Raw genomic sequence first — 18,883 nt, forward strand, 5'->3', positions numbered from 1 at the left:
CAACGTCGACCTTCTTACCAGCGTCAACCTTGGTATCACTGTGCTGTGAGGACACCGGGAAGCCCCTTGGTGTAGATCGCGTTCTGGAACGTCGACAGCGGGGGCGCCGACGGGATCTGCTGTTGTTCCGCAAGGAATTCCGCGGCGCTGTGCAGGTTGTCGGCGACGTTGCCCGGCTTACCGTCGGTGCCGAGCCACTGCGGCGAGGTCAGCTCGTCGTTCGTCAGGTAGATACCCTGCTTGAGCTGGTTGGCCGCGTCCTCGGGTGTCGTATTCAACTGTGCGGCAATAGCCTTGGACGCCGCCTGCGGATCGTCGTGGATCTGCTTGAGAGCGCGTGCTTCGACCTTGCGCCAGGTGTCGACGACGTCGGGGTGATCCTTCGCGAAGCTCGACGACACGACGCCGAGGTCGAGCGTCGGCTTGCCCCAGGTGGCCACCTCACGGCTGGTCACGATGGTCTTACCGGACTTGCGCAACTCGTCGAGTGTCGGCAGCCAGGTGTAGACGGCGTCGACGTCTCCGCGCTGCCACGCGGCCAGCGATGCCTGCGGCTGAAGATCGATCAGATTGACATCTTTGGGATTCACACCGGCGTGGTTGAGTGCGGCGAGCAGACTGTAGTGCGAGGTCGATGCGAACGCCGTCGCCACGCGCTTGCCCTTGAGGTCGGCGATCGAATTGATCCCGGTTCCGTTGCGCGCCACCAGCGCCTCGTTGTCGCCCGCGACGTCGAGGATGAACGCGACCTGGTAGGCGATGTTCAACGGCGCGGAGAGTCCGCGCGCCACGGGACTCGAACCGATTGCGCCGAAGTCGATCTGCTTCGCCACGAACGCCGTGTTGATGTCGGCGCCTGAATCGAACTTGGTCCACTTGACGTTGTAGTTCGGTAGCGCGTCCTCGAGCCACTTGTTGTTCTTCACGATCAGATCGCCGCTCGGGAAGGACTGGTAGGCAAGGCGAATCGTCGGCTTGTCGCTGTCGCCGCCGGACTTGTCGACAGAGCAACCGGTGAGCACGACCGCAGCCGAACCGACGAGAGCACCGACCGTCACCCCCAGCGAGCGCAGCCGCGATCGACGAGCCTTGCTCGATGTCAGGAATGTCATTGTTGTTCAGGCCTTTCCGCGCCACGGCACCAGGCGGTGCTCGATCATCCGAAGTATTCCGTCAATGACAAGACCCGACAGTCCGATGAGGACAATGCCGACAAGCACGACGGGAGTGTTGTTGTAGTTACTGGCGTCCTTCACGACGCCTCCGATGCCGGGAATTCCGTTGAAGAGCTCCGCCGCGACCACCGACGAATAGGCGATGCCGACCGAAAGCCTGATGCCCGTGAATGTTTCGGGCAGTGCGGCCGGAATCACGACGTCGGAGATCACCTCACGCCTGCTTGCTCCCAGCGCGCGTGCAGCCTCGATCAGCGAGACCGGCGTGGCGCTGACGGCCGTGGTGGTCGCCACCGCCGCCGGCGGCAAAGCGGCCAACGCGAGAAGCGTGATCTTCGGCGCCTCGTCGATTCCCAGCCAGATGACCAGGAGGAAGAAGTACGCCAGCGGAGGCAGGGCGCGCAGGAATGTCAGCCACGGCTCGAGAAGTCGTCGGACCCACGGGATCGACCCCATGATCAGCCCGAGGACAACACCCGCCGCGACGCCGATCACAACACCGACGCAGACACGACGCAGCGTCATGTAGAGGTGTTCCCACCAGTAATAACCGGCATATCCGACGACGCCGTTGTGCGTCGTCGACATTTCGACGAAGGCGTGCCATACGGTGCCGAGACGCGGCACGAAGGTCTCGCTCCAGACGCCGCTGACGGCGACGGCTTGGTAGACAGCGAGGAACAGAACCACGGAGAGCACGGGGAGACCGAATTGCAGTGCAACAGAACGAAGCCTACTGCCGGTCGAGGTCTTCTCGACCCCTGGTTGCCCGCCCTGCTGCTCTTCGGGCGAGATGTCGACGAACAAAGTCACCGGCTATGTGTACCGGTCCGGGCAGCGCGCGACCATCTTTTTCCTCAGCGTGAGAAAAAGGCCCGCCGAAGTAGCGTGGTGGGTAGTCGCTTCTATGGGGACGTCGACGATTATGTGCGCCAAGCGTACGTTCGCGCAAGGGATCTCGACTCGACGACTGGTATCAGCTGAACGCCAACCACACAGCAAGACCGAGCCCGCCGAGTCCCACCGCGATACGCAGGGGCCCGGCGGGCAGTCGCTTGACCACAGGTGGACCGCACCAACCGCCGATCAAGCAACCGATCGCCATCGCGATCGCCGCGGGCCAGTGAACCGGGCCCCAGATGATGAACCCCACGGCCGCAACAAGATTGGCGACGCCCAGAAACAGAGACTTCAACAGCGTTGCGCGCCAGAGTGGTTCGCTCGTCACGACGAGAGTCAGGGCGAGTAGCACGATGCCCGCGCCCGCACCGAAGTAGCCGCCGTAGATGGAGATCAGGCCGAGTCCGACGACGAAGAGCCACGGACGGTCGGCATGACGTGAGGCGAGTCGTCGAAGCTGTGGTTGAACGAGCAGAGCGATCGCCGCAAAACCGACGAGGTACGGCACGATCACCTTGAAGCTGTCGGGGGGCGTGATCAAGAGAATGATCGCGCCGATCGTGCCGCCGATCAGCGACGCGACCACACCGGCGTACAGCGGCCGACGATCACCCGCGAGCAGTACTTTGCCGGACTGGCCGAGACTCCCCGCCCCCACCGCGACGAGCGACACCGTGTTGGTGACGTTCGCCGCGATCGGGCTGAGTCCCACTGCCAGAAGGGCGGGATAGCTGACCACCGACGCCAAGCCGGTGACGTATCCGATCAGCCCGGCGCCGAACCCCGCGACGAACAGCAGCACGAGGTCGAGCACGCTCATCGGTCACGCCCACTCGGCGCGACAGAGCGCCCACTCGGCAATACGGAGCGCCCAGTCGGCAGAACGCGACGCCCAGTCGGCTCGACGGAGCGCCCACTCGGCCCGACGGAGCGCCCACTCGGCCCGACGGAGCGCACAGTCGACGAGATCAGGTCAGTGCGCGAAGTGCCGTGCACCGGTGAGGTACAGGGTGATGCCGGCCTCGGCGGCGGCCTCGATGACCTCTTTGTCGCGGATCGACCCGCCCGGCTGCACGACGGCCGATACTCCACCGTTGATCAGCACCTGCAGCCCGTCGGGGAACGGGAAGAAGGCGTCCGACGCTCCGACGCTGCCACTGGCCCGCTCGCCTGCGCGGGTGACGGCGAGGTGCGCCGAGTCGACCCGGTTGACCTGCCCCATGCCGACGCCGACAGAGGCGCCGTCCTTGGCGAGCAGGATGGCGTTGGACTTCACCGAGCGGCATGCGCGCCAGGCGAATTCGAGGTCGGCGAGGGTGTCGGGGTCGGCGGGAGGTCCTGCGACGAGTGTCCAGTTCTTCGGGTTGTCGCCCTCGGCGTCGAGGATGTCGCGATCCTGCATGAGCAGGCCACCGGACACCGGACGGAACTCGAGTCCTGCGCGCACGGGCGGGACGGCTCGCAGGATGCGGATGTTCTTCTTGCGCTGCAACACCGAGAGCGCGCCGTCGGCGAAGCCCGGGGCGATGATCACCTCGGTGAAGATCTCGGCGACCTGCTCGGCCATCTCGACGGTGATCTCACGGTTGGCCGCGATCACGCCGCCGTATGCACTGACGGGGTCGCACGCGTGGGCTAGGCGGTGCGCCTCGCCGATCGTCTCACCGATGGCGATGCCACAGGGGTTGGCGTGCTTGATGATTGCGACGGCGGGTGCGTCGAAGTCATGGGCGCTGCGCCAAGCGGCGTCGGAGTCGGTGTAGTTGTTGTAGCTCATCTCCTTGCCGTGCAACTGTTCTGCCGACGCGAGGCCCTCGGGCGCCGCAGTGGAGAGATAGAGCGCAGCGGCCTGGTGGGGATTCTCGCCGTAGCGCAGCACAGCGGAACGCTCCCAGGTGAATCCGGACCATTCGGGGAACGTCGATCCGTCCGCTGCCGGCGCAACCTCCTGCGACATCCAGGAGGCGACGGCGACGTCGTAGTCAGCGGTGTGCCGAAATGCCTTGGCGGCCAACTCACGTCGCTGCGTCAGCGTGAATCCGCCCTCGGCAACGGCAGCGGAGACCTGCTCGTAGTCCATAGGGTCGACGACGACGGCAACGGTGGGATGGTTCTTGGCCGCGCCGCGCACCATCGACGGTCCGCCGATGTCGATCTGCTCGATGCACTCGTCGGGCGTGGCACCCGACGCGACGGTCTCGGTGAAGGGGTACAGGTTGACCACTACGAGATCGAAAGGTGCGACACCCAATTCCTCGAGCTGCGCGACGTGCGACTCCTTGCGACTATCGGCGAGGATGCCCGCGTGCACCTTGGGATGGAGCGTCTTGACTCGTCCGTCGAGGCATTCCGGGAATCCCGTAACCTCCGACACCTCGGTCACCGGAATACCTGCTGCCGCAATGGTTTTCGCAGTCGACCCGGTCGAGACCAGTTCGACGCCCGCCTCGTGCAACGACGACGCGAGATCGGCGAGGTCGGTCTTGTCGTACACACTGACCAACGCGCGCTTGATGGGGCGTCGACCTGTGTCTGCGGGGGTGGCTGCGTTCACGGAATCCGGGCCTTTCGTCCGTCGATGACAACTCCTCGGGTGACGAGTTTCGCCACAACGTCGGCGAGCAGGAATCGCTCGACCGACTTGATGCGTTCGTGCAGGGTCTCCTCGGTGTCGCTCGGTGAGATCATCACCGGCGCCTGCGCGAGGATCGGGCCGGTATCGACACCGTCGTCGACGAGGTGGATCGTCGCGCCCGTCACCTTGACGCCGTGCTCGAGAGCGTCGGCGACGCCGTGCGCGCCGGGAAACGACGGCAACAACGCCGGGTGAGAGTTGACGATGCGGCCACCGAAACGCGACAGGAACGCCGGGCCCAGGATCTTCATGAAACCTGCGGTCACCACCCACGCGGGCGCGACTGCTGCCACCTGCTCGGCCAGCGCTTCGTCCCAGCGGGCGCGGTCGGCGTGGTCGGAGACACGACACACGATGACGGGGATCTCGTGGCGTTGCGCGATCGACGCTGCGCGGCAATCACGGTCGACGACTACTGCCATCACCTCGAAGGCGGCATCGGGGCCGTCGGCACGGTCGATGAGTGACTCGAGCAGTGTTCCCGTACCCGACGCCATCACGACGATCGGGACGCGTACCGGGCTACCGGCAGCGTCTACGGGGGTTCTGTTCACATCTGCGAGCCTAGTGGATCGCTGTTCGCGCCCCGTGAGCGAGTCGCTGCGTCCGCGGTGCTGACGGAGTCGACGCCGCTTCCGTCATCGTCAAACCCGGTGCCGTCGTCCAGCACTGTGGCGTCGTCGAACACTGTGGCGTCGTCGAACACGGTGACGCTGTCATCCGCGCCACCATCGGGCTCGTCACTCGCGTCGTCGCTGACGTCGACGCCGCTGTCCTCGTACTCCGAAGCACTGTCCAAGTCCACGACGCCGTCGGCGTCGTCGTTCTCATCCCAGGAGCCATCCTCGTCCCACGAGCCGTCCTCGTCCCGGGAGTCGACGACGTAGTCGTCGTCGTATCCGGAGTCGTCGAGCCAGGTGTCGAGATCGTCGGAATCCTCACCGCCGGACTCGATCTGCAGCCTGGCGCGCCGAGTCGATGGCAGGCAGCCGTAAATGAGCGCGACGATCAGGCCGACGACGACAACCCAACCGAGCGTGAACACTCCCGCAGCCGCGACATTGATGCCCGTCGCGCCGATCTCGCCGAGTTGGCCGCCCGCGGGCCAGGCAAGCAGCACGATGATCGACGCCGCGACCGCTCCGGCCACGCCGACAGCGCGGACGTGCGCGATCGGGTCGAGCGATCGGCATCGCCAACCGACGTAGCCGGCGACGGCAGCGGGCACAACGAATCCGACGACGCCGAGCGTGCCGTAATCGGCATCGGGGAGCGCCGCGAGCAGTGGCACGGGCGGCAGCGGGCCGCTGCGTACGGACAAGAGGTCCACCGACATCGCCCCGACGTGGACGTCGGCGCCCACGAGAACTGCCGTCGCGCCCACGATCACGTTGGGAAGGTAAAGGATCGACAGCACTGTCAGCCCCAGGTAACCGTCGAAGCGGTAGCCGCCGCCGAGGAGCTGCCCGACGTCGGAGAAGCTCAGTAAGAGTCGCACCAGAACGAGCACCGACCCGGCCGCGAGGAGCGCAACCGCGGCAAGGAGACCGAAGCGAAACCCTCGACGGTCGGCGGGGGTCACCGAGGTCAGTGCTGCGAGGTCGCGACGTCGTCTCCAGACCACACCTGCGGCTGTCGCCAGCCCGTGCAGTGCGATCGTGCAGCCGAAGGCCAACAAGGCATTTGGCGCAGCAACGGGCATATCCGACGATCCGTCCATGAGGACAGCCAATGCCATCGCGGTGATCACGAGTGGTCCGCCGATCGCAGCGGCCGCGATCGCCGCGAGCTCAGACGGAGACCGTCCAACGCGGCTCGCCGACGATGCGAATCCGGCGGTTCCCGCTGCGACGAGGAGGGTCGGAAGCATGGGAAGTACGCCGAGCGTGACGCCGTTCATCGTCAGCGGCACCTGGTGGATCGCGAGCCAGCACGCCGAGATCACGTTCGCGATGCCCGACATATCTCCGCCGGACATGAGGAGCACTGCCAGCACACAGACCACGAGGACCATCAGCGTGATGACCGGAACCCCGAATGCGACGAGGATCAACTCGCGCGCGCTGCCCTCGGTGCCGAGACGCTGGGCACGGGTCGCCCGCCGCACCTGACGCAGACGCGCGGAAAGATTCTCTCTGGGCACAGACCTGATCGACGACATCGTTACGAGCGTGACACGAGTGACTGCAGTTGAGTCGGAGACGCGCCGAGAGACGACGCTCACGGCATACGCGCAGGGCCCCGCAACGTGGCGGGGCCCTGCGCGTATCGAATTATCTGGATGGCTCCCCCGGGGGATTCACAACCCAGGGGTGTCGGCCGCGTCGTCAGCTCGACTACGAACCGCCCCTGCCCGACTGATCTTCGGGCCGGTGGAACGCCGTGGTGCGCTCCCCGCGCTCCCCGTATCCGCTCTCGGCCGACGGCGCGGCGGTCGGCGAGGACCCCGCACCTCCCTTCGAGCCCTTCGAACCCGGCCCTGTCGACTCTGACGCTCCGGTGCCGCCCGGGTATCCGGGCTGAGCGGACGGACTCGCCGACGGCTGCGACTGCGAATACGACGAAGCCGAGTAGGGCGAGTACGACGATGAGTGGGGCGACGACTCCTGGGGCGACGACTCCGGTGCCGACGCTGCGCCCGCGCCGTACGCAGTTGAGCTGCCCGCCTGATGAGAGGGCGACTGGCCGTAGGTGTACGCCGACTGTCCGTAGCTACCGGCAGAGGAACCTGACGCTGGGGAATGAGAGCCAGCGGGACTCGAAGCGACAGGCGCCTGCGCCTTGCCCGATGCCTGTGCATCGCCGTAGCCGGTCGTTGTCGCCTGACCGTATGCCTGCGTAGCGGGCGTCGACTCGGCCACGATGGTCGTCTGCTCGACGGCCGTCACGGTCGCGCCGGTGGGCACCGAACCTGTCGTTGCGGCAGCGCCCGGCGCTGGTGCCACCTTGACCGCATCGAGCACGACGAGCAGCCAGAGGATCGCGAGTCCCGCGATCAGCAACGCCAGGACCAACTGCACGTAGTCCTGCCACGAGGTGGAGGCGGGCACGTAGCCGCCGTAGTTCGCGTAGTTCTGAGCGTCCGACACTGCGGAGCGAATGATCGAGTAGATCCGAGTCACCGCGTCGGCGCTGGTCCAAGCCGCCAAGACCGGAACGAGCGCGTTGACAGCGACTTTGTTCGGGAACAAAGCCGCGAGCAGCGACAGAGCGATCACGATGATGCCGGACGACAGCCCGGAGCCATAGCTCCAGAAGCCGATGAACAGGTTCAGCGCCGCGAGCGCGCACAGAGCGATGGCGAGGATGAACGAAATGTTCGCCGGAAGCCCCTGGCTCGCAGGCTTCGGCGCGGCACCGTAGCCGTATTGCCCCTGCCCGTATTGGTTGTAATCGGACTGACCGTATCCCGGCTGCGAGTACCCGGACTGGGGATATCCGGACTGTTGCCCATATCCCTGCTGCCCGTAGCCCTGAGCTTGTCCGTAGCCCCCGGCACCCTGCTGGCCATAGCCGGAAGGCTGTCCGTAGCCGTACTGACCGGGCGCCTGCTGTCCGTAGCCCTGCTGTGACGATCCTTGTTGGGACGATCCCTGCTGCGACGATCCCTGCTGGTCAGAGCTGCGCTGCCCGCTCCCGGCCTGCGGATATCCGGCCTGTTGTCCATAACCCTGGCCCGAGTCGGAAGCGCCGTAACCGGAGCTTCCCGGCTGATAGCTCATACGTCATATCTCCTGGTCGAAGCGTGCGAGCCGCACCCACATGCACACATGGCACGGCAGTTCCCCGACCACGCTAGTACATCGGTGTGAGACGCATCCCTCACCACTGATGTTCGCGACCGCGCTCCGAGTACCAGTCGATGAGGCCCGGATCGTCTATCGATCGAGGGTCGACGTCGACGCCGCTGCGGCCAGCGAGGATCGCCGTCACCGGCACCTCGAGCTTCTTGCCCGTGCGGGTGTGCGGGATGCCGGGCGCCTCGATCACCTCGTCCGGCACATGTCGTGGCGACAGTCGTGTGCGGATCGACGACGCGATCGTCGAGCGCAGATCATCGTCGAGCGTGGCGCCGGGCACCAGGGTCACAAACAGCGGCATCCAGTACTTGCCGTCGGGACCGTCGACGCCGAGCACGAATGCCTCTGCGATCTCGGGGAGGCTTTCGACGACCTCATAGATGTCGGCCGAGCCCATCCGCACGCCCTGCTTGTTGAGCGTCGCGTCGCTGCGGCCGTGGATGATGAGTGAACCCCGATCGGTGACCGTGACCCAATCGCCGTGTCGCCATACGGGTTCCGAGTCGGTCTCGGTGCCCGACCACTCGTGCGCAAAGTATGCCGCCCGATAGCGAGCACCGTCCGGGTCGTTCCAAAAGCTCACCGGCATCGAGGGCATCGGTGCGGTGACGACCATCTCGCCGACCTCACCGATCAGCGGCGTGGTGTCCGGAGCCCAACTGGCAAGCGCCACACCGAGGTACCGCACCGACAATTCACCGGGCACCACCGGCTGCCCCGACGATCCGCCCGCGAACGCGGTCACCACGTCGGTACCGCCACTGATCGACGACACCGGGATTCCGGGGCGCACGTTTTCGTCGATCCAGTCGAACAGGTCTGCCGACAACGCCGAACCGGTACTCCCGATTCCCCGCAGCGCCGCCAGGTCGTGGTCGCGGCCAGGTCGCAGACCTGCCTTGCGGCTTGCCTGCAACTGTCCGGGACTGGTGCCGAAGTAGGTGACGCGTTCGTCGGCGACGAGTGCCCAGAGCCGATCGGCGTCGGGGTAGAGCGGTGAGCCGCTGTAACAGACGATCTCGGCACCGACCAGCAATCCCGCTGCCTGAAAGTTCCACATCATCCAACTCAGTGCGGTGTGCCAGAAGAAGACGTCGTCACGCGACAGATCGGCATGCAGCCCAGCGGCTTTCAGATGTTCGACGACGACGCCGCCGTGCCCGTGCACAATTCCCTTGGGGCGCCCCGTTGTTCCCGAGCTGAACAGCACCCACAGCGGATGATCGAACCCGACCCGCACCGGGATGTCGGCGTCGCGAACGTCGGACTGCGCCTGCGAATTCGACGCAATGGCGCTCTCGTAGCTCAGAACTTCGATTCCGCGTGCGGGCTGGCGCGACGGATCGCCGACGACGATGTGGGAGCCCAGCCCTTCGAGAAGGCCTGCCAGTTCCGCGCTGTCGGCCGCCTTGTCCATGTCTTTGCCGTTGTATCGGTAGCCGTCGGCGGTGACCAGCACCTTGGGCTCGAGTTGGGCGAGGCGGCCCGCGGCACCTGAGGGTGCGTAGTCCTGCCCGCAACCCGACCAGATCGCGCCGACCGCCGCGGTTCCGAGGAACGCCACCAACGCCTCGGGAATGTCGGGCAGGTAAGCAGCGACCACATCGCCGACACCGACCCCGAGCCGGCGAAGCGTGCGCGCGAACGACAACGACTGTTCACGCAATTGTGCCCAGGTCAGCGACACAAGGGTACCGCTCTCGTCGACTCCGACGATCGCGGTCCGCGCAGCGGCGTCGGGATCGTCGGCATGCCGGAAGACCTGATCCACGTAGTTCAGGGTGACGTCGGAAAACCATTGCGCGCCCGGCATTTCCGTCGACGCGAGGACGGCGTCGTCTCCCTCGGCGAGCGGACCGGCAATGGCGTCGAGATCGTAGAAGTCCCACACCGCACGCCAGAACTGCGCCGGACTGTCCACCGACCACGACCACAGCGTCTCGTACGACGACGTGTCGACGCCGTAGCGCTCGGCGACCTGTCGCGCGAAGTCGTCGATGCGCGTAGTTATTTCGCCTCGCTCCGAAGATCTGGGGACGGTCGACGACGCCATTACGCCAACCCGAGAAGGTCGACGGACTCAGCGCGCATCGCCACCTTGCGCACCTTGCCGGTGACGGTCATCGGGAATTCCTTGACCACGTGGACGTATCTCGGGATCTTGTGGCGCGCGATCTTGCCCGTCGCGAACTCGCGCACGTCGTCGGCCGTGAGGTCGGCGACGCCGTCGCGCAACTGAATCCACGCCATCAGCTCTTCGCCGTAGCGCTCGTCGGGCACTCCGATCACCTGTGCGTCGAGGATATCTGGGTGGGTGTAGAGGAACTCCTCGATCTCACGCGGATAGATGTTCTCTCCCCCGCGGATCACCATGTCCTTGATGCGCCCCGTGATCCGTACGTACGAGTTCGGATCCATGACGGCCAGATCGCCGGTGTGCATCCAGCCGTCGGCGTCGAGCGCCTCATCGGTCTTCTCGGGTTCGTTCCAGTACCCACTCATCACGCTGTAGCCGCGGGTACAGAATTCGCCGGTCTCGCCGCGCGGCAGTGTCTCTCCCGTGATCGGGTCGATCACCTTGATCTCCAGATGCGGGCCGACGCGCCCGACTGTGCCGACCCGCAGTTCCAGCGGATCGTCGACTCTCGTCTGACACGACACCGGCGATGTTTCGGTCATCCCGTAACAGATCGAGACCTCGCCCATGTGCATGCGATCAACGACCTGCCGCATCACGTGTTCGGGGCACGGCGAACCCGCCATGATCCCGGTCCGCAGACTCGACAGATCGATCTGGCCGGGCTCGACGTGATCGAGGAGCGCCAGCTCGGCGATGAACATCGTCGGCACACCGTAGAGGCTCGTGCAGCGATAGTCCGCGACGGCGCGGAGCGCGGCTTCGGGATCGAATGTCGGCGACGGAATGACCATGGCCGCACCATGACTCGTCGCGGCCAGGTTTCCCATCACCATGCCGAAGCAGTGGTAGAACGGCACCGGGATGCAGATGCGGTCGGCGTCGGTATAGGCGAGGAGTTCGCCGACGAGATAACCGTTGTTGCTGATATTGGCGTGTGTGAGTGTCGCCCCCTTCGGGAAACCCGTTGTACCCGAGGTGTATTGGATATTGATCGAGTCGTCCGGCCGCAGCGTCGACGCGCGTTGCGCCACCGCAGCCAACTCGTCGTCCGACGGCCGGGTGAGCAGTTCATCCCACTCGGGCGTCTCGAACAGGATGACCTCACGCAGTTCCGGCGTCGAAGGCCGAGCGGCGTCGAGCATTCCCCGGTAGTCGGAGTCCTTGTAGCGGTCGGCGGCGAGCACGACGCTCGTACCCGACTGCGTGAGCGCGTAGTCGAGTTCGTTCTGGCGATAGGCGGGATTGAGATTGACGAGAATGGCACCGATCTCGGCGGTCGCGTATTGCACCATCACCCATTCGGGTCGGTTGGGCGCCCACAGCCCGACCCGATCGCCTGTCTGAACGCCGTGCCGCAGCAGTCCGGCGGCGAGCGCGAGGACCTCGGTGCGGAACTCTCGGTACGTCCAGGTGCGCCCGCTCGGCGCGTCGACCAGTGCGAGGTTCTCCCCGTACGCCTCGGTTGTTCGCGCGAGCGTTTGCCCGATCGTCTCCGTCAGCAGCGGCGGGTTGTCTTCACCACGGGCATAGGCCAATTCGACCGTCGGCTCGGCCATTCGGATCACTCTCTTCTCGTGGACTCATATCCTGATCATGCGGTCATTTAGGTGTCGAGGTTCTCGGCTGCGGCGGCACGCGCCAGCACAGCCTCGGCCTGACGAAGCACGGGGCCGTCGATCATCTGCCCGTCGAGGCTGAAGACGCCACCGTGATACTCCTCCGACTTCTCGAGAACCTGCTTGGCCCAGTCGATCTCGTCGGCATCCGGGCTGTAGCCAGCGCGGATGATCTCCACCTGCGAGGGGTGGATACATGCTGTCGCGGCGTATCCGAGTGCGACGGCGTCGCGGACCTCCGCAACAAGGCCGTCGGTGTCGGGGATGTCGATGTGCACCGAGTCGACGGCAAAGATCCCGGCGGCTGCCGAGGAGATCCGCACCATCGCGCGTGCGTAGCGGGCAACGTCACGATAGGTACCCGCTCCTCGCTCGCCCTGACCGAATCTGCTCGACTTGCCGCCGAGACCGGCAACGAGATCCTCTGCACCCCACATCAATCCGATGCAGTTGACGGCTTGAGCGATCTCGTTGACGTTGACGACCCCGAGTGGTGTCTCGATGAGTGCGATCGTCTGAAACGCCGTCTCGATGATCGACGTCGCGGTTTCGGCCTTCGCCTGCATGACCACCCGATAGTTGGTGTCACTCAGGGCTGCGAGATCACGCCGATAGTCGCCGGTACCTGCCGGGTTGATACGCACGACGGTTCGGTCGGGGTCGATCGGGTTGGCGATCAACGCTTCCCGCGCTGCCACGCGATTCTCCGGTGCGACGGCGTCCTCGAGGTCGAGGATGACGACGTCGGCTCGCTCGAGCGCCTTCTGGTAGCGATCGGGACGGTCCGCCGGACAGAACAGCATCGCCGGCCCCGAGGGCAGCCAGGCGTTGACCAACATCTGCGGTTCATTGCCGATCTGGCTGGAAATACCGAACTGATTGGGCGGCACGATCGGGCCGGTGGTCACGATTCTCACTCCTGTTCGTTCAGACGTCGCCGGAGTTGTCTCCGGCGGTGTCAGTCGTCGGGTCGCTTCCGTACCAGTGTGGCCCTCGCGGCTCGGGCGACAACCACCCCGTCCTGATTGCGACCGACGTGGAGCAGATTGACAACCCCTTCGCCGGGCCGCGACCGGGACTCGCGGATGCCGGTGCACTCCGTCTCCGCGTACAGCGTGTCGCCCGCGAACAACGGTGCGGGAAAGGAGACCTCGCTGAAACCGAGGTTTGCGACGAGCGTCCCCTGGGTCAGTTGCGACACCGACAATCCGACGATGGTCGACAGCGTGAACATCGAATTGATGAGTCGCTGACCGCCGAAGCCGGGTTGCTGCGCCGACCACGCAGCGTCGAGATGCAGTGCCTGGGTGTTCATGGTGAGCGTGGTGAACAGCACGTTGTCGGCCTCGGTCACGGTGCGTCCCGGCCGGTGCTCGTACACCGTGCCCTCGACGAACTCCTCGAACCACAACCCGCGTTGTATCACCCTCCGAGCAGTCGATGTGGGCGATTGGGCTCCATCACTCATGAGAACCCCAGCTCTCGCGCGATGAGCATGAGTTGCACCTCGGTGGTGCCCTCCCCGATCTCGAGGATCTTCGAGTCCCGGTAGTGGCGTGCCACCGGGTACTCGTTCATGAACCCGTAGCCGCCGTGGATCTGTGTGGCCATCCGCGCGTTGTCCATCGCGGCTTCGCTGGCGATCATCTTGGCGATCGACGCCTCCTTCTTGAAGGGCTTGCCCGCCAACATCTTCGCCGCGGCGTCGTAGTATGCGGTGCGGGCGACGTGTGCTCGCGCCTCCATGCGGGCGATTGAGAACGACACCGATTGATAGTTGCCGATGGGCTGACCGAAGGACTGCCGCTCCTTGGCGTACTTCACGCTCTCGTCGACGCACCCCTGCGCCACGCCCGTCGCGAGTGCCGCGATGGCGATACGTCCCTCGTCGAGGATGGACAGGAAGTTCGCGTAGCCGCGGCCACGCTCCCCCAGCAGATTCTCGGTCGGCACCCGCGCGTCGGTGAAGGTCAGCGGATGGGTGTCCGACGCATTCCAGCCGACCTTGTTGTACGCCGGCTCCGCGGTGAACCCGACCGTGTCCGACGGCACGATGATGGTCGAGATCTCCTTGCGCCCATTGTCTTTGACACCGGTCACCGCGGTCACCGTCACCAGCGACGTGATGTCGGTTCCCGAGTTGGTGATGAACTGCTTGGCGCCGTTGATGATCCAGCTGTCGCCGTCGTCGCGCGCAGTTGTGGCGGTTGCCCCGGCATCGGAGCCGGCTCCCGGCTCGGTGAGGCCGAATCCGGCCAGTGCGACACCAGATGTCAGGTCGGGCAGGTAGCGCTGCTTCTGCTCCTCGGTGCCGAACTTGTAGATGGGCATCGCTCCAAGCGACACACCCGCCTCGAGCGTGATCGCGACCGACTGGTCGACCTTGCCGAGTTCCTCGAGCGCGAGCGACAGTGCGAAGTAGTCGCCACCCATGCCGCCGTACTCTTCGGAGAACGGAAGCCCGAAGAGGCCCATCTTTCCCATCTGCGAGACAACCTCGTACGGAAAGCTGTGTTCCGCATCGTGTTTCGCAGCGACCGGCGCCACCACCGACTGCGCGAAGTCGCGCACGGTGTCGATCAGGTCGGTGTAGTCCTGTGTCAATTCCATCAGTTGGCCTGCTCCATCGAATTCTCGTCGGTTACGTGTGCAAGTGTCTGACCGGCCGCGACCTTGTCGCCGACCTGTGCCGCGAGCGCAACGACGCCTGCAGTCGGCGCCGTCAGCGTGTGCTCCATCTTCATCGCCTCGACGACGATCACGGGTGCGCCTGCCTCGACGGCGTCGCCGTCATCGACCGACACGGCAACGATGGTCCCGGGCATGGGCGAGGTGATCTCTCCGGCCTTCTCGTCTGCGGCCTCGTCGAGGATCGGTCGCGCGAGTTCGAGGGTCCACGATCCCGTGGGACCCGCGACCCACCACGATCCGTCGATCTCGGAGTGAGACCACGACTGACTGACGCCGTCGACGATCAAGCGGTCGACGTGATCTCCGTTGCCGCCCTGGTCGATTCGACGGTACTCGACGTCGGCTTCCCAGGAGTCGACGTCGTCGCCGGAGACCGTCGCATGTCCACGCAGAATATCGTCGGTGGCGGCGTCGACATAAAACGAGACCGTCCAGTGCCTGTTGTCGCCGTCGACGATGCGGGTCACCACCGGTGCGGGTACGCCGATGCGCCAACCGACTTCGGTATTCCAGACGTCGCCGGGCTGCCGAAACCCGGTGCGGGCAGCACCCAGGAGCACCAATGCTTCCGGAACCGGTTGCGGCGCAGCGTAGTCGACGACGAGCCTGTCGAGCAGTTCGGTGTCGAGTTCGGCGTCGCGTACGCGGTCCTGCGCCAACACGAAGCGACAGAAGTCGATGTTGGTCACCACACCGAGCACTCTGGTGTGCGCGAGAGCCTGGTCGAGGCGTTCGATCGCCTCGTCGCGGTCGCTGCCGTACGCGATGACCTTGGCGAGCATCGGGTCGTAGTCACTCCCGACGACCATGCCCTCGAACATCGCGGAATCGACACGGATGCCGCTGTATTCGGCATTCTCTCCGTGTCCACCCGGCTGTTCGAGCGCGACTATCGTGCCGCCGGTCGGCAGGAATCCTCGTGCCGGATCTTCTGCGTATACCCGCGCCTCGATCGCGTGGCCCGACAAGACGATGTCGGACTGGGTGAGCGCGAGCTTCTCACCGCGCGCAACCCGGATCTGCTGCTCGACGAGGTCGACTCCGGTGACCAGTTCGGTGACGGGATGCTCGACCTGCAGCCGGGTGTTCATCTCCATGAAGAAGAACTGGTCGGGTCGCTTGGCGGAGACGATGAATTCGACGGTGCCCGCACCGGTGTAGCCGACACTGCGTGCAGCGTCGCAGGCGGCCTCACCGATACGTGCGCGCGTCGCCTCGTCGAGGAGCGCCGAGGGCGCCTCCTCGATGACCTTCTGGTGTCGACGTTGCAGCGAGCACTCGCGCTCGCCGAGATGAATCACGTTGCCGTACTGGTCGGCTAGGACCTGCACCTCGATATGGCGGGGGGTGTCGACGAAGTGCTCGAGGAACAGCGAGTCGTCGCCGAATGCCGATCCGGCCTCTCGTCGTGCACGCTGGAGCGCTGCCGGGAGTTCGTCGGCGTTCTCGACGCGATGCATACCCTTGCCGCCGCCACCGGCGCTCGGCTTGATCAGCACCGGGAATCCGATCTCGGGCGCAGCCGCGATCAGATCCTCGTCGGTCAGCCCAGGCCGCGACAGACCGGGCACCACCGGGACGTCACGTTCGACGACGGCGGCCCGCGCGGTGATCTTGTCGCCCATCGTCGCGATCGCGTCCGCCGGAGGTCCGATGAAGGCAATCCCCGCGGCGTCGAGCGCGACCGCGAATTTCTGGTTCTCCGAGAGGAATCCGTAGCCGGGGTGCACCGCGTCGGCGCCGGTCTGCTGCGCGGCGCGCACCACCGCGTCGATGTCGAGGTAGCTGCGTGCGGCCGACGCGGGTCCCAGTCGTACCGCCACGTCGGCCATCCGCACATGCAGAGCGTCGGCATCGGCGTCGGAGTAGACGGCGATGCTCCGAATCCCCATGCGGCGCAATGTCTCAATGACGCGGCACGCGATCTCGCCTCGGTTGGCCACGAGCACGCTGCGGATCGGGCGGGCTGTCGGTGTCGTCATGACGTTCTCATCCATCTCGTGTCGCATCGGTCGGTCACATCCGGAAGACGCCGTAGCGCTGATCGGCCAGCGGTGCGTAACGGGCGGTTTCGAGCGCGAGCCCGAGCAACGTGCGGGTGTGTGCCGGATCGACGATGCCGTCGTCCCAGAGGCGCGCCGTCGAGTAATACGCATCGGACTGTTCGTCGAACTGCTCTCGAATCGGCGTCTTGAACGCCTCCTCGTCGTCGGCACACCACTCCTTGCCGGATCGTTCGATCTGGTTGCGGCGCACCGTCGCAAGAGTGTCGGCGGCCTGTGGTCCACCCATCACGGAGATGCGCGCGTTGGGCCACGACCACAGGAACCGCGGCGAGTACGCGCGGCCGCACATCGAATAATTGCCCGCGCCGAACGAGCCGCCGATCATCACGGTGAACTTCGGAACACGCGCGCACGCAACGGCATTGACCATCTTGGCGCCGTTCTTGGCGATACCGCCTTCCTCGTAGGCACGCCCGACCATGAATCCGGTGATGTTCTGCAAGAACACCAATGGAATTCGACGCTGGTCGCACAGTTCGATGAAGTGCGCTCCCTTGAGCGCTGATTCGCTGAACAGCACACCATTGTTGGCGATGAAGCCGACGGGATGGCCGTGCACGTGCGCGAACGCCGTGACCAGCGTGGTGCCGTAGTTAGCCTTGAACTCGGTGAATTCTCCTGCGTCGCTGATGATCTCGATGACCTGTCGAACGTCGTACGGGGTACGCGGATCGGTGGGCACGACGTCGTAGATGTCGATCTGGCTGCGCGCGGGTTCACGCGGGGCGATCGTGTCCCACTGCGGTTGTTCGCGCGGTCCGAGGGTCGCGACGATTTCGCGCACCTTGGCGAGCGCCTGCTGGTCGTTGTCGACGAGGTGGTCGGTGACCCCGGAGACCGACGAGTGCATGGCACCGCCGCCGAGGTCCTCCGCACTGACGTCCTCGCCGGTCGCCGCCTTCACCAGCGGGGGTCCCGCGAGGAAGATGGTGCCCTGATTGCGGACGATGACGGTCTCGTCGCTCATCGCCGGCACATAGGCGCCGCCTGCCGTCGACGATCCCAGCACCGCCGCGATCTGCGGGATACCTGCCGCGCTCATCGTCGCCTGGTTGTAGAAGATGCGTCCGAAGTGTTCGCGGTCGGGGAAGACCTCGTCCTGCGCGAGGAGCATCGCGCCACCGGAATCGACGAGGTAGATGCAGGGCAGCCGGTTGGCGGCGGCGATCTCCTGCGCGCGCAGATGCTTCTTGACCGTCATCGGGTAGTAGGTGCCACCCGACACCGTGGCGTCGTTGGCGACGATCATGCACTCGCGCCCGGCCACCCGTCCGACACCGGCGATCACACCGGCCGACGGCGCCTTGTCGTCGTACATCCCGAACGCCGCAAGCGATCCGACCTCGAGGAACGGCGACCCGACGTCGAGCAAGCCGTCGACGCGATCGCGAGGGAGCAGCTTGCCGCGCGAGATGTGCCGTTCCCGAGCCCGCTCGCCGCCGCCGACCGCGACCCGCGCAAGGCGCTCCCTCAGCGTCGCGACGTTGGACTCGTGCACCGCCCGACCGCTGGTCGAGCCCTTCCCGCCGGTAGAGCCCTTCCCGATGGTCGAGCCCTTACCGCCGGTCAAGCCGTCATCGCTGGTCGAGCTTGTCGAGACCACCCTGGTCGAGCCGTCATCGCTGGTCGAGCTTGTCGAGACCACCCTCGTCACAGGCAGACCTTTCGCTTGGCTGGAATGCGTGCAGCCACGCGCTTTCAGTTAGCTGCAATTAACTGAAAGCGACTCTAGCGGATCGCGGCGCGGCTGTCATCTACTTGTCATTGTTGTCCCTGACGTGACGGGCGTCACGCAATTTCGTAGTGTGGGTGATGAGGTCCACCACCCCCGGACCCAGCCCACACGTCGTCGGCCGTACC

14 protein-coding genes are annotated in these 18,883 nt (G+C 65.5%); all 14 read right to left on the reverse strand.

The genetic code is table 11. The features are described from left to right. Positions 1–35: 35 nt before the first annotated feature. The 14 genes from A5785_RS01535 to A5785_RS01600 all read right to left on the reverse strand — a co-directional run bounded on the left by A5785_RS01535 (position 36) and on the right by A5785_RS01600 (position 18,521). A complete protein-coding gene (locus tag A5785_RS01535; protein WP_152930006.1) occupies positions 36–1,112 on the reverse strand; it encodes a taurine ABC transporter substrate-binding protein in 1,077 nt (358 codons plus the stop codon). 6 nt (positions 1,113–1,118) lie between these two features. Continuing rightward, the gene (locus A5785_RS01540; RefSeq protein ID WP_049697904.1) at positions 1,119–1,988 is read right to left on the reverse strand and encodes an ABC transporter permease; all 870 of its coding nucleotides are present in this window, start codon (positions 1,986–1,988) and stop codon (positions 1,119–1,121) included. 163 nt (positions 1,989–2,151) lie between these two features. Beyond that, positions 2,152–2,895, reverse strand: coding sequence for a sulfite exporter TauE/SafE family protein (locus tag A5785_RS01545; RefSeq protein ID WP_049697903.1), 744 nt, complete (start codon positions 2,893–2,895; stop codon positions 2,152–2,154). 153 nt (positions 2,896–3,048) lie between these two features. Next, positions 3,049–4,629, reverse strand: coding sequence for a bifunctional phosphoribosylaminoimidazolecarboxamide formyltransferase/IMP cyclohydrolase (purH, locus tag A5785_RS01550; protein ID WP_049697902.1), 1,581 nt, complete (start codon positions 4,627–4,629; stop codon positions 3,049–3,051). Beyond that, positions 4,626–5,207, reverse strand: a complete 582-nt coding sequence (gene purN / locus A5785_RS01555) for a phosphoribosylglycinamide formyltransferase (protein WP_049697901.1) — start codon at positions 5,205–5,207, stop codon at positions 4,626–4,628. Before purN ends, purH begins: the two co-directional genes overlap by 4 nt. Before the next feature lie 53 nt (positions 5,208–5,260). Continuing rightward, a complete protein-coding gene (locus A5785_RS01560; protein WP_231895402.1) occupies positions 5,261–6,871 on the reverse strand; it encodes a cell division protein PerM in 1,611 nt (536 codons plus the stop codon). Positions 6,872–7,046: 175 nt separating this feature from the next. Further along, the gene (locus A5785_RS01565) at positions 7,047–8,432 is read right to left on the reverse strand and encodes a hypothetical protein (RefSeq protein WP_049697900.1); all 1,386 of its coding nucleotides are present in this window, start codon (positions 8,430–8,432) and stop codon (positions 7,047–7,049) included. Positions 8,433–8,532: 100 nt separating this feature from the next. Then, positions 8,533–10,563, reverse strand: coding sequence for an acetoacetate--CoA ligase (locus A5785_RS01570; RefSeq protein ID WP_049697899.1), 2,031 nt, complete (start codon positions 10,561–10,563; stop codon positions 8,533–8,535). Beyond that, positions 10,563–12,206, reverse strand: a complete 1,644-nt coding sequence (locus tag A5785_RS01575) for an AMP-binding protein (RefSeq protein WP_049697898.1) — start codon at positions 12,204–12,206, stop codon at positions 10,563–10,565. Before A5785_RS01575 ends, A5785_RS01570 begins: the two co-directional genes overlap by 1 nt. Before the next feature lie 47 nt (positions 12,207–12,253). Further along, positions 12,254–13,105: an HpcH/HpaI aldolase/citrate lyase family protein gene (locus tag A5785_RS01580; RefSeq protein WP_049698089.1), complete on the reverse strand. Its 852-nt coding sequence runs from the start codon at positions 13,103–13,105 to the stop codon at positions 12,254–12,256. Between the two features lie 119 nt (positions 13,106–13,224). Continuing rightward, positions 13,225–13,734, reverse strand: a complete 510-nt coding sequence (locus tag A5785_RS01585) for a MaoC family dehydratase (RefSeq protein ID WP_049697897.1) — start codon at positions 13,732–13,734, stop codon at positions 13,225–13,227. Beyond that, entirely contained in the window at positions 13,731–14,876 is a 1,146-nt protein-coding gene (locus A5785_RS01590) for an acyl-CoA dehydrogenase family protein (protein WP_049697896.1), read from the reverse strand. The genes A5785_RS01585 and A5785_RS01590 overlap by 4 nt, the downstream gene beginning before the upstream one ends. Continuing rightward, complete coding sequence (locus A5785_RS01595) at positions 14,876–16,939, reverse strand: acetyl/propionyl/methylcrotonyl-CoA carboxylase subunit alpha (RefSeq protein ID WP_049698088.1); 2,064 nt, start codon at positions 16,937–16,939, stop codon at positions 14,876–14,878. Before A5785_RS01595 ends, A5785_RS01590 begins: the two co-directional genes overlap by 1 nt. A 34-nt stretch (positions 16,940–16,973) precedes the next feature. Next, a complete protein-coding gene (locus A5785_RS01600; protein ID WP_231895407.1) occupies positions 16,974–18,521 on the reverse strand; it encodes a carboxyl transferase domain-containing protein in 1,548 nt (515 codons plus the stop codon). Positions 18,522–18,883: the final 362 nt, after the last annotated feature.

Source organism: Gordonia sp. 852002-50395_SCH5434458, assembly GCF_001665905.1.
Lineage (GTDB): Bacteria > Actinomycetota > Actinomycetes > Mycobacteriales > Mycobacteriaceae > Gordonia > Gordonia jacobaea.

Excerpts from the sequence above, each read along its gene's own strand:
- A5785_RS01535 (WP_152930006.1), bottom strand. The coding sequence starts at position 1,112 with ATGACATTCCTGACATCGAGCAAGGCTCGTCGATCGCGGCTGCGCTCG.
- A5785_RS01545 (WP_049697903.1), bottom strand. The coding sequence starts at position 2,895 with ATGAGCGTGCTCGACCTCGTGCTGCTGTTCGTCGCGGGGTTCGGCGCC.
- purN (WP_049697901.1), bottom strand. The coding sequence starts at position 5,207 with ATGGCGTCGGGTACGGGAACACTGCTCGAGTCACTCATCGACCGTGCC.
- A5785_RS01560 (WP_231895402.1), bottom strand. The coding sequence starts at position 6,871 with ATGTCGTCGATCAGGTCTGTGCCCAGAGAGAATCTTTCCGCGCGTCTG.
- A5785_RS01565 (WP_049697900.1), bottom strand. The coding sequence starts at position 8,432 with ATGAGCTATCAGCCGGGAAGCTCCGGTTACGGCGCTTCCGACTCGGGC.
- A5785_RS01570 (WP_049697899.1), bottom strand. The coding sequence starts at position 10,563 with ATGGCGTCGTCGACCGTCCCCAGATCTTCGGAGCGAGGCGAAATAACT.
- A5785_RS01575 (WP_049697898.1), bottom strand. The coding sequence starts at position 12,206 with ATGGCCGAGCCGACGGTCGAATTGGCCTATGCCCGTGGTGAAGACAAC.
- A5785_RS01580 (WP_049698089.1), bottom strand. The coding sequence starts at position 13,105 with ATGTTGGTCAACGCCTGGCTGCCCTCGGGGCCGGCGATGCTGTTCTGT.
- A5785_RS01585 (WP_049697897.1), bottom strand. The coding sequence starts at position 13,734 with ATGAGTGATGGAGCCCAATCGCCCACATCGACTGCTCGGAGGGTGATA.
- A5785_RS01590 (WP_049697896.1), bottom strand. The coding sequence starts at position 14,876 with ATGGAATTGACACAGGACTACACCGACCTGATCGACACCGTGCGCGAC.
- A5785_RS01595 (WP_049698088.1), bottom strand. The coding sequence starts at position 16,939 with ATGACGACACCGACAGCCCGCCCGATCCGCAGCGTGCTCGTGGCCAAC.